This is a genomic window from Bradyrhizobium sp., assembly GCF_019242285.1.
Lineage (GTDB): Bacteria > Pseudomonadota > Alphaproteobacteria > Rhizobiales > Xanthobacteraceae > Bradyrhizobium.
The window spans coordinates 1-10,591 of record NZ_JAFAVV010000727.1 but is presented as its reverse complement, the minus strand read 5'-3'; the positions used below and the strand labels follow the sequence as shown (position 1 = coordinate 10,591).

Sequence of the window (10,591 nt, the reverse complement as noted above, 5' to 3'; positions counted from 1 at the left end):
TGCTGGATGAATTGCAATTTCCGGCCTCGCACAATTTCAACGCGCTGCTGTTCGATGAATGCCCGCAGATCGCCGCGCGCATCACCGCGCGCGGCGACGAGTTCGTAGCCCATGGCCGCACCAACGCGGAGCGGCAGGACGTCTATCCCGAAGCGGACGAGGCCCGGCTGATCGCCGAGACCACCGAAATGTTCAAGCGGCACGCCGGCGTCCAGCCCGCGGGCTGGATGGGGCCCTATTTCGCGCATTCGCCGGTCACCGTCGACCTGCTCAAGGAAGCCGGCTACCGCTACATTCTCGACTGGCCGGCCGACGACCAGCCGTTCTGGATGAGGACGAGGTCGGGGCCGCTGTTGTCGGTGCCCTACTCCATCGAGCTCAACGACTCGCCGACGCTGGTGTTCCGCCAGGAGGCCGCCGCGAGCTTCGAGCGGATGATGATCGACCAGTTCGACGAGCTGCTGCTGCAATCGCGCAAATGGCCGCTGGTGTTCACCATCGTGCTGCATCCGTTCATCATCGGACAGCCGTTCCGCCTGCGCGCGTTGCGGCGGGCGCTCAACCATGTCGCCATGATGCGCGACGAGTTGTGGGTCACCACGCCTGGCGCGGTGGCAACGCACTTTGCCGGCCTGGTACCCGCGCCGGTGGCATGAGGAGCGATTCGATGAAACCTATCGCTTCCAAGCTCACCGACCCTCATCCTGAGGAGCAAGCCTTCGCCCTCAGGGCGACGGCTTGCGTCTCGAAGGATGGCCGCTTGCACGGCCGTTGCCCGGGGCCATCCTTCGAGACGCATCGCCTGCGCGATGCTCCTCAGGATGAGGGTCGGAGGACGCTGATATAATTCGAAGTTTGAAATTGCTCGTCCAGCTAGCCGCTTTCCACATACATTCCGTGCCAGTCGCAATGCAGGCAGCGAAAGAGATACGCCGTCGGTCCGTCCCCGTCGTTCTTCAGCTTGTTGACCCGGTCGGTGGGGCGCAGCGGCCCATCATAGGGTCGGTCGCCCACCCATTCGCGCATGGCGATCTGAGCCTGACGCGGAAGATCGGGAAATTCGTCGACCCCGGCGGCACCGATGAACGCGGCAGCCTCGCCATGATGGTCCAGCCAGCGCTCCTGCTGCAGGCAATAGAACGACGGCGTCCTGAACTCGAGATCGGCCAGCGCTGCCGCCGACATCCGGCTGCGAGCCTCCGGCGAAAGGAAATCCGGAGCGACGAAAGAGGCGTTCCATTTTTCCGCCGCGGTCCCATCCGCGATGCACCACGGGCAGATTTCGTCACCATTCGCGAAATGGTACTCCTCGGTCTGGTCCCGGTACGGCCCGACATAGGCGTAGTCGCGCCGACGCTCGCAGCAACTACAACGGAAGTCGTCGCGACGCTCGATGCTCCCGGTTGCCAGGGGATCGGGGTGATACCGAAATTGCGGCAGAGGCTCTGTCATCGCGATCTTTCCCGCATCAGGGCTGGCGGAGCCGCTGAGGCTATTTCGGCCGAAACGGTTGCGTCAACCGCGGCTCTGCTGTCGCTGCGGCGCACGGCTTGCATATCGACTCCGTCCCGATTGCGGGATTGAATATCCATCACCATTGCAGGGACGGGGTACATTGATGGCGGACGTTTCGGTTTTGAGCACGCCAGGCGTGCATCTGGCGGATAAGTCGCACAAGGCGATCTGGGCGGCGTCGATCGGCAATCTGCTCGAATGGTACGATTTCGGCGTCTACGCCTATCTCGCCTCGCTGATCGCGGCCAAGTTCTTTCCGAGCAGCGATCCGACGGCATCCCTGCTCGCGTCCTTCGCAGCCTATGGGGTGGGTTTCCTGGCGCGGCCGCTGGGCGGCATCGTGATCGGCCGGCTCTGCGACACCAGGGGCCGCAAGACGGCGTTGGTGCTGACCATCTTCCTGATGGCGTTCGGCACGGTCGGGCTCGGCCTGCTGCCGTCCTACGAGACCATCGGCGTCTGGGCGCCGGTGCTGCTCGTCGCCTTGCGGCTCGTGCAGGGCCTCGCCGCCGGCGGTGAATGGGGCACCTCGACCGCCTTCATGGTCGAATGGGCGCCGCCGGGACGCCGCGGCTTTTTCGGCAGCTTCCAGCAGGTCTCGACGGCCGGCGGCTCGCTGCTCGGCTCGGCGATAGCGGCCATCCTGACCTCGTCGCTGAGCTCGGCTGCGATGCTCGACTGGGGCTGGCGCGTGCCGTTTCTCCTGGGCGCGCTGCTGCTCGTCGTCGGCGCCTATCTGCGCCGGAACGTGGAGGAAACTCCCTCCTACGAGGCCAGCCGTCAGGCACCCGCCGGCGAGCCGGCCGGCTCGGGCTTCCCGCTCGGTGCGCTGGCCTTCGGCTTCACCATCTTCTGGACCATCGCCTATTACACGCTGCTCGTCTGGATGCCGAGCTTCACCCAGCGGTTCGCGGGGCTGTCGCCGGCCGAATCCCTCTGGTCGAACACGATCGGCCTGATCGCGATGATCATCGCAGTTCCGATCTGGGGCGCGTTGTCGGACAGGATTGGCCGCCGGCCGCTATTGACGGCGAGCGCCGTCGCCATCGGCGTCCTGGCCTGGCCGCTGTTCTCGCTGATGACCAAAGGCGGTGGGCTTGCGCTGGTGGTGCCGCTCCAGATCGTGCTCGGCATTCTGCTGGCGCTGTATTCGGGTGCCGGACCGGCGGCGATCTCGGAGATCTTCCCGACCCATCTGCGCTCGACCTGGATGTCGTCCGGCTACGCGCTGGCGGTCGCCATCTTCGGCGGGTTTGCGCCGTTCATCGCCACCTGGCTGATCCAGGTCACCGGCTCGCCCGTGTCGCCGACCTATCTCTATCTGTTGCCTTCCGCGATCGTCTCGCTCCTGGTGATCTGGAAATTGAAGGAAACCAGCACCGCAGCGCTGCGCTGAATCGCGAAACCCGGAGAAACGGAGAGATCATGAGCGAGATCGAAAAGCGCGAGCCTTTTGAGAAGCGCGAGCCTTGGCAGTGGCCCGAGGAACACTGGCGCGGCCTCGTCAACCATGTCCGCGCTGGCCGCAGCTTGCGGCCGAAGACCTGGAAGGACGGCAAGCGCTGTGCGTTCGCGCTGTCCTTCGATTCCGACCATGAGACCAACGAGCTGCGCGACGGCGGCAAGTCGATCGGGCGGATGGCGTGGGGACAGTATGGCAATCGCGTCGGCGTGCCGAGCATCCTCAAGCTGCTCGCCAAACACGCGGTGCCGGCCACTTTCTATGTTCCCGGCGTCGCCGCGCTGCTGCATCCCGATGAGCAGCGCCGCGTCGTGGCCGAAGGGCACGAGGTCGGCATCCATTCCTGGATCCACGAGTTGAACTCGGTCCTGCCCTACGAAGCCGAGAAGGACCTTATGCAGCGCGCCGCCGATACGCTGGAGAAGATCACCGGCGTTCGGCCGGTCGGCGCACGGACCGCTTCCTGGGACTTCTCGCCCGACACACTGCGGATCACGCAGGAGATGGGCCTGCTCTACGACTCATCGCTGATGGCGGATGTCGACTGTTACGAGCTCGTCCTGGACGGCAAGCCCACCGGCGTGGTCGAGCTGCCCGTGGAATGGATCCGCGACGATGCGCCCTATTTCATGATGCTGCGCTTCCAGAACCTGCGGCCCTACACGCCGCCATCGGATGTCTTCGACATCTTCCGGCGCGAGTTCGAGGCCGCCTACGAGGAGGGCGGCCTGTTCCAGCTCACCTGCCATCCCCACATCATCGGCTACCGCTCGCGGCTGTGGATCATCGACGAGCTGATCCGCCTCGCGAAGGCGAAGGGCGACGTCTGGTTCGCGACCCACGCCGACGTGGCGCGGTTTGCCCGCGACCATGCCGCGGACTGAGAGGACAGGATGAAGACCGCTCTCGTCACCGGGGCTGCGCGCGGCATCGGCCGCGCCTGCGCGCTGGCGCTGGCCGATGCCGGCTTCGACATCGCGCTGGTCGACCTGCTCGAAACGGAGATGGCTGCAACCGCCCGCGACATCGCCGCGCGTGGCGTCCGTACGCTGACGTTCCAGGCCGACGTCAGCGACTTTGCCCGCGCACGGGCGATCGTGGAGCAGACCACCACGGCGTGGGGCCGGCTCGACGCGCTCCTCAACAATGCCGGGGCGCCGAGCCCGAAGCCGATTCTCGAGATCAGCGAGGCCGAGTTCGACCGCGCGATCGCCGTGAACCTCAAGAGCTGCTTCAACTACATGCACGCGGCAGCGCCGATCATGACCGCGCAGGACACCGGCGGGCGCATCATCTCGATCTCGTCGCTGAACGCGCTGTCAGGCGGAGTCACGAGTGCCGTCTCCAAGCACGCCTATGCCGCGGCGAAGGCCGGCATTCTCGGCCTCACCCGCTCGCTCGCCAAGGAGCTCGGCCCCAAGGTCGCGGTCAATGCGATCTGCCCGGGCGTGATCGCCACGGACCTCTTGCGCGACCTGCTCGGCCACCGCGAGGCCGAACTGACCGCCGGCATCGCGCTGGGCCGTGTCGGCACGCCCGAGGACGTCGCCTCGATCGTGCGCTACCTCGCCGCCGACGCCCACATGTTCATCACCGGCCAGCACATCGTGGTGGACGGCTTTCATTGGAGCTGCTGAGGCAGGAGCCGATCACTTCTTCTGCAACTGCTCCTGATGCGCCTTTGCAAGCTCCGCCATGCTGTGGAAAGTGAAATCGACATGCGGCATCTCGCCCGGATTCGCGGTGGCGCCGAACCCTTCCTGGCCGTGCCGCCGGAAGATCCAGCACGATTTCAGCCCGCACGCATTGGCCGGACCGTGGTCGTGGAACAGGCTCTCGGCCGTGTGCAGGATTTTTTCCTTTTTGACTCCGAGGCTTTGAATCTTCTCCAGCATGTATTCGAAATTGCGCGCGGCCGGCTTGTACGAGCCGATGTCCTCCGCGGTGTAGATCGCGTCGAACTCCACCTGGAGCCGGCGGTTGCTGGCCTGGAACGATTCGTTGTCCACGTTGGACAGGATGACGAGCTTGTAGTGCTTCTTCAGGTATTGCAGCGCCGCCGGCGAATCCGCGAACGCCGGCCAGTTCTCGATCGACCTTCCGTATTCGGCGCATTCCTCGTGGCTCGCGTGAACGCCCCACTCCTCGGCGAGGCGCTTGTAGACGATCGGCAGCAGCTTGCGATAGCGCCTGGCCGGGGTGTAGAGCTGCTGGCTCGCCTCGTGACGCGCATGGGCCTCGAGGATCTGGTCGCGGCTGAGCGGCCGCTGCACGCGATTTGTGAGCCCCTTCAACGCCTCGACCATCCCGCTCTCCCAATCGATCAGGGTGCCGTAGCAGTCGAAGGTGAGCGCGTCGAAATCGGTCAGCAACATGTCGGTCCATCCTCGTGTCATTGGCTTGCGAGCAATCCCGCAGGCCAGTGGAGGTATAACCCAATCACGGAAATGATGCTGGATTTTGTCCGGCCCGGGCGTCGCGTGCATTCCCCCTCCTCGACCGGACTCGTAGGATGGGTAGAGCGTGCGCTCTACCCATCCTACGCACTACGACACCGGCGGCAACCCGAACGCCTCGAACAGTTCCGGCCCGGCCGGCGGCAGGAACATCGTGATGGTGGAGACCATGTCGTCGTCGCATTCGAGAACTTGAAGCGCGTGCGCGGTGAAGCGGCCGTCGGCGCCGCGCTCGTAGATCGCGAACGCCGGCTGGCCATTGGCCATCGTCGGCGTCAGCCGCAGGTCGCCGCGATGCTGCCAGGCCAGCGCGATGAAGGCGCCGACATCGGCGCAGCCGGCATACCACATCGGCCACGGCGGCATGGTGAAGTGCGCATCCTCCTTCAGCAGCGCAACGAAGCCGTCGATGTCACGGCTTTCCCAGGCCTTCAGGTAGCGATCGAGCAGCTTCTGCTGCCGAGCACTTGGTCGCGGCGCAGCCGGCGGCCGGCCCTCGGGATAGCGTTTCGCCAGCGTCTCGCGCGAGCGCTGCAGCGCGCTGTTGATCGAGGCCGTCGAACCGCCGAGCAGCGTGGCGGCCTCGTTCGCCGCCCAGCCGAGCACGTCGCACAGCAACAGCGCGGCGCGCTGGCGCGCCGGCAGTTGCTGGATCGCGGCGACGAACGCGAGTTGCACCGCCTCGCGCGCGCTGTAGCGCGCCTCCGGGTTCGGCGCCTCGTCGGCGATGGCCTCGATTTCGGAATCGGGATAGGGCTCGAGCCATGCCACCTCGGTAGACGGGGGACCATCCGGCATCCGCACGCGCGTCGCAGCCGGCCCGGTATCGTCCGGCAACATGCGCCGGACGAGTTTGCGGCTCTCGATCGCGTCGAGGCAGACATTGGTGGCAATGCGATAGAGCCAGCCGCGAAACGTGCCGCGCCCCTCGAAGCCGTCGAACGCACGCCAAGCACGCAGGTAGGTGTCCTGCACCAGGTCCTCGGCCTCGTGCAGCGAGCCCAGCATGCGATAGCAGTGCAGCTTCAACTCGCGGCGGAACGGCTCGGCGAGCGTTTCGAACGACGGGCTCGGGCGCACCGAGTTTTGCGCCGGACGCGGTGGATCGTCCGTTGTCATGGCAGGCGACATTACACCCTCCGTTGCACCGCTTTCAATTCCGCGCGCTCAGAGCGATACGGCTTCGAGGCCGGTGCCGGCGACCATGAACACCTTGCCCCTGGACTCCTCCGGCTTGGCGATCACTTCCAGCACGCCCGCCGCAACGACGGCCGAGGTCGGCGGCGCCTTCATGCCCTTGACGAAGTCGGCCTCGGAGATGCCGAGATAGCGCGCATAGCCCTCGACCGCGTGCCGGCCGATCTCGGAGTCCGGCTGGATCAGCGGCGCCAGCGCCGCAAAGCTGAGATCGAGCCCGAGTCGGTCGGACTCTTTCTGGCTGTAGTTGGCGATGAACATCTGCGTGCGCTTCGAACCGGCATAGCCGCCGGAGATCGGCGAGCCTGCGCGTGCCGCGCCGCTCGAGACGACGACGACGGAGGAGCCCGCACGCAACGGCGCCGCCAGCGCCGCCTTGCAGAAGTTGAAGGCCATCTTGACGTCGGCCTCCCAATTCACCGAAAACTCCTGCCAGCTCTGCTGATGCAATGGCGCGGCAGGCGGCATCGCGCCGCCCGAGATCACCAGGACATCCGGCTGCAGCGCGCCGAACACCTTCGCGGGCGAGGATTCGTCGCTGGCATCGAGCGCGAGAACCTCGGTGCCCGGGACCTGCTCCTCCAATTGCCGGAGCCGCGCCTCTTGCCGCGCCACCGCCAGCACGCGCGCACCAGCATGGCGCGCCATTTCGACCACCTGCCGCCCCGTGCCCCGGCTGCCGCCGATCACGACTACGTTCCTGTCCTGCAATGCGAGCATGCCGTCCTCCTGTCGCGTGGCCGGCGACATGCCGGCCTCATGGAGTAGGACCGGCGGGAGAAACGAAACTCATCGGTGCTTCGGAAGTTTTTTGGGGCCTACGCTTGAACCTTTCCTGTCTCTCACACCCCCGTCTGGGTGATGAACTTGGTGTTGAGATAGGCCTCGATCGCCTCGCTGCCGCCTTCCGAGCCGTAGCCGGAATCCTTGATGCCGCCGAACGGCACCTCGGGCAGCGCGAGAGCAAAACTGTTGATCGACATCATGCCGGCTTCCACGGCGGCGCCGATCGCGGTCGCAGTCTTGGCGGATCTGGTGAAGGCATACGACGCGAGGCCGAACGGCAGGCGGTTGGCCTCCTCCGCGGCGTCGTCGAACTTCGCGAAGGGCGAGATCAGCGCAAGCGGGGCGAACGGCTCCTCGTTCATGGCGCGGGCCGATTTCGGCACGTCGGTGACCACCGTCGGCTCGAAGAAATAGCCCTTGTTGCCGACGCGATTGCCGCCGGTCGCGACCTTGGCGCCGTGGCCGACCGCATCCTGCACCATGCCCTCGATCGCCGCGATGCGGCGGTCGTTGGCAAGCGCGCCCATCCTCGAATCCGCATCGAGCCCGTTGCCGACCTTGACCGCCTTGGCGCCCTCGACGAACTGGGTGATGAACTTGTCGTAGACGCCCTCCTGCACCAGGAAGCGCGTCGGCGAGATGCAGACCTGGCCGGCGTTGCGGTATTTCGCCGCGACCATGATCTTGGCCGCCGACTCCACGTCGGCGTCGTCGAACACGATCACCGGCGCGTGGCCGCCGAGCTCCATGGTGACGCGTTTCATGTGCTGCCCGGCCATCGCAGCGAGATCCTTGCCGACCTTGGTCGAGCCGGTGAAGGAGATTTTGCGGATGATCGGATGCGGGATCAGGTATTCCGAAATCTCGGCCGGCACGCCATAGACGAGATTCATGACGCCGGCCGGCACGCCGGCATCGGCGAAGGCGCGGATCAATTCGGCGGGCGAGGCCGGCGTCTCTTCCGGCGCCTTGACGATGATCGAGCAGCCGGTGGTGAGCGCAGCCGAAAGCTTGCGCACCACCTGGTTGATCGGGAAATTCCACGGCGTGAAGGCCGCGACCGGACCGACCGGCTCCTTGATCGCCATCTGGTAGACACCGGGCGCGCGCGCCGGGATCAGCCGGCCATAGGCGCGACGGCCCTCCTCGGCGAACCATTCGATGACATCGGCGGCGGCCATGGTTTCCATCCTGGCCTCGGCCAGGACCTTGCCCTGCTCCATGGTCATCAGCGTCGCAATGCTGTCGGCGCGCTCGCGCAGCAATTGCGCGGCCTTGCGCATCACCTTGGAACGCTCATAGGCCGCGACGTTGCGCCAGAGCTTGAAGCCCTTGTCGGCCGCGGCGAGCGCCTCGTCGAGATCGGCCTTGTCGGCATGCGCCACGGTGCCGATCGCCTCCTCGGTCGCCGGGTTGAGCACCGGTATGGTGCGGCCGGAGCCGGCGGGTCGCCACTTGCCGTCGATGTAGAGCTGCACGTTGGGGTAAGTCATTCTTCTGTCTCCGATCTCGGACGTCCCGTCGCGCGGACAACAGCACGTTCAGCGGCCCGGTTTCAAGTGGGCCGAGAGCGGCGGCTGCTCGACGCGCCATGCGATTTACGCCGGTATCTCCGCTCCATGCCGCAAGCTCGGAGTAGCCACTCAGCGCAAGACCTCGTCGGGCTCCCGCGCACGCGCCGACGGTGGTTCCGTGCGACAGCCCAAGATTGAACTTGTCCTCCTTTCGAATTGAGCGCACGCTGCATTCCAACCAAATCAAAAATTCATGGAGGGAATGACATGCCGGAGGACATGGTTGCAGAACCGCGTGCCGCTAATGCGAACGGCGGCGCACCGCAGCAGGTCGATGTCGCGGTGGTGGGTGCCGGGTTCGCCGGACTTTATCTTCTGCATCGCCTGCGCAAGGCGGGGCTGTCGGCGGTGGCGCTGGACTCCGCCGGTGACGTCGGCGGCACTTGGTACTGGAACCGGTATCCGGGCGCGCGCTGCGACATCCAGACCATCGACTACAGCTACACGTTCGATCCGGAATTGGAGAACGCGTGGCAATGGTCGGAGAAATACGCGACCCAGCCCGAGATCCTGCGCTATTTCGGTTTCGTCGCCGACCGTTATGACCTCCGGCGCGACATCCGCTTCGACACCAGGGTCACCGCGGCGACATGGGACGAGAATTCAGACCGCTGGCTGCTGACGACCGACAATGGCGCGCCGGTGTCCTGCCGCTATTACATCATGGCGACCGGGTGCCTCTCCACGCCGAAGCCGCCCGAGATCGCGGGCGTCGAGGATTTCAAGGGCGAGATCTATTTCACCGGCCGCTGGCCGCATGAGGGCGTCGATCTCAATGGCAAGCGCGTCGCGGTGATCGGCACCGGTTCGTCCGGCATCCAGTCGATCCCGCTGATCGCCGAGCAGGCGTCCGAGCTCACGGTGTTCCAGCGTACGCCGAACTTTGCGCTGCCAGCGCAAAACGGCCCGCGACCGGCGGACAAGGTGGCGCAGTTCGATCAGGACCGCGCCGCGTTCCGCGAGCAGGCGCGCTGGTCGCTCGCCGGCGTGCCGATGCCGCTGACCACCGAATTGGCCTGGCAGCTCTCCGACACCGAGCGGCGCGCGCGCTTCGAAAACGCGTGGGCCGCCGGGGATCTCGTCCACGTGTTGACACAGTTGTGGGCGGACCAGGGCAACGATCCCGACGCCAACGCAATCGTCGCCGACTTGATCCGCGAGAAGATCCGCGACGTGGTCAAGGATCCCGAAACCGCGGAGGCGCTGACGCCGCGCGACCATCCGTTCGGCTCGAAGCGCCCCTGCCTCGATACGAACTATTACGCCACCTACAACCGACCCAATGTGACGCTGGTAAACCTGCGCAAGGAGCCGATCCAGTCCATCACCGAAACCGGGATCAAGACCGACAAGCGCAATGTCGGCGTCGACGTCATCGTGTTCGCGACCGGCTTCGACGCCATGACCGGCGCGATCACCTCGGTGCACCCGATCACCGGCCGCGGCGGCAAGTTGATCAACGAGGTCTGGGCACACGGCCCGCAGACCTATCTCGGGCTCACGGTGGCCGGCTTCCCGAACCTGTTCATGATCACCGGGCCCGGCAGCCCGTCGGTGCTGTCGAACATGGCGGTGTCGATCGAGCAGCATGTCGACTGGGT

General features: G+C 65.8%; 10 protein-coding genes. 5 read left to right on the top strand and 5 right to left on the bottom strand.

Features of this window, described 5'->3' with window-relative positions; translation table 11 throughout:
• Positions 1-656: polysaccharide deacetylase family protein (locus tag JOY90_RS29420; RefSeq protein ID WP_291694603.1), on the top strand; the 656-nt coding region annotated here is incomplete at its 5' end.
• Positions 657-873: 217 nt separating this feature from the next.
• On the opposite strand, the gene JOY90_RS29415 is transcribed toward JOY90_RS29420, so the two are convergent.
• Entirely contained in the window at positions 874-1,452 is a 579-nt protein-coding gene (locus JOY90_RS29415) for a CbrC family protein (protein ID WP_291694602.1), read from the bottom strand.
• A gap of 166 nt (positions 1,453-1,618) precedes the next feature.
• Here JOY90_RS29415 and JOY90_RS29410 point away from each other — a divergent pair, with 166 nt between their 5' ends.
• The 3 genes from JOY90_RS29410 to JOY90_RS29400 are packed head-to-tail and all read left to right on the top strand — an operon-like array spanning position 1,619 to position 4,614.
• Positions 1,619-2,911, top strand: coding sequence for an MFS transporter (locus tag JOY90_RS29410; RefSeq protein ID WP_291694601.1), 1,293 nt, complete (start codon positions 1,619-1,621; stop codon positions 2,909-2,911).
• Between the two features lie 29 nt (positions 2,912-2,940).
• On the top strand, positions 2,941-3,861 hold the full coding sequence (locus JOY90_RS29405; RefSeq protein WP_291694600.1) for a polysaccharide deacetylase: 921 nt from the start codon (positions 2,941-2,943) through the stop codon (positions 3,859-3,861).
• Positions 3,862-3,870: 9 nt separating this feature from the next.
• Positions 3,871-4,614, top strand: coding sequence for an SDR family NAD(P)-dependent oxidoreductase (locus JOY90_RS29400; RefSeq protein WP_291694599.1), 744 nt, complete (start codon positions 3,871-3,873; stop codon positions 4,612-4,614).
• A gap of 12 nt (positions 4,615-4,626) precedes the next feature.
• Here JOY90_RS29400 and JOY90_RS29395 read toward each other — a convergent pair whose 3' ends face one another.
• From JOY90_RS29395 to JOY90_RS29380, 4 genes are all read right to left on the bottom strand, one after another.
• Positions 4,627-5,352, bottom strand: coding sequence for a haloacid dehalogenase type II (locus tag JOY90_RS29395; RefSeq protein WP_291694598.1), 726 nt, complete (start codon positions 5,350-5,352; stop codon positions 4,627-4,629).
• A 171-nt stretch (positions 5,353-5,523) separates the two neighbouring features.
• Positions 5,524-6,564: a sigma-70 family RNA polymerase sigma factor gene (locus JOY90_RS29390; RefSeq protein ID WP_291694597.1), complete on the bottom strand. Its 1,041-nt coding sequence runs from the start codon at positions 6,562-6,564 to the stop codon at positions 5,524-5,526.
• A gap of 36 nt (positions 6,565-6,600) precedes the next feature.
• On the bottom strand, positions 6,601-7,380 hold the full coding sequence (locus JOY90_RS29385; RefSeq protein WP_291694596.1) for an SDR family NAD(P)-dependent oxidoreductase: 780 nt from the start codon (positions 7,378-7,380) through the stop codon (positions 6,601-6,603).
• A 92-nt stretch (positions 7,381-7,472) separates the two neighbouring features.
• Positions 7,473-8,909, bottom strand: coding sequence for an NAD-dependent succinate-semialdehyde dehydrogenase (locus tag JOY90_RS29380; RefSeq protein ID WP_291694595.1), 1,437 nt, complete (start codon positions 8,907-8,909; stop codon positions 7,473-7,475).
• A 288-nt stretch (positions 8,910-9,197) separates the two neighbouring features.
• On the opposite strand from JOY90_RS29380, the gene JOY90_RS29375 reads away from it, so the two are divergent.
• A partial coding sequence (locus JOY90_RS29375; RefSeq protein WP_291694594.1) for an NAD(P)/FAD-dependent oxidoreductase occupies positions 9,198-10,591 on the top strand: 1,394 nt, incomplete at its 3' end.

Excerpts from the sequence above, each read along its gene's own strand:
- JOY90_RS29415 (WP_291694602.1), bottom strand. The coding sequence starts at position 1,452 with ATGACAGAGCCTCTGCCGCAATTTCGGTATCACCCCGATCCCCTGGCA.
- JOY90_RS29410 (WP_291694601.1), top strand. The coding sequence starts at position 1,619 with ATGGCGGACGTTTCGGTTTTGAGCACGCCAGGCGTGCATCTGGCGGAT.
- JOY90_RS29405 (WP_291694600.1), top strand. The coding sequence starts at position 2,941 with ATGAGCGAGATCGAAAAGCGCGAGCCTTTTGAGAAGCGCGAGCCTTGG.
- JOY90_RS29400 (WP_291694599.1), top strand. The coding sequence starts at position 3,871 with ATGAAGACCGCTCTCGTCACCGGGGCTGCGCGCGGCATCGGCCGCGCC.
- JOY90_RS29395 (WP_291694598.1), bottom strand. The coding sequence starts at position 5,352 with ATGTTGCTGACCGATTTCGACGCGCTCACCTTCGACTGCTACGGCACC.
- JOY90_RS29390 (WP_291694597.1), bottom strand. The coding sequence starts at position 6,564 with ATGTCGCCTGCCATGACAACGGACGATCCACCGCGTCCGGCGCAAAAC.
- JOY90_RS29385 (WP_291694596.1), bottom strand. The coding sequence starts at position 7,380 with ATGTCGCCGGCCACGCGACAGGAGGACGGCATGCTCGCATTGCAGGAC.
- JOY90_RS29380 (WP_291694595.1), bottom strand. The coding sequence starts at position 8,909 with ATGACTTACCCCAACGTGCAGCTCTACATCGACGGCAAGTGGCGACCC.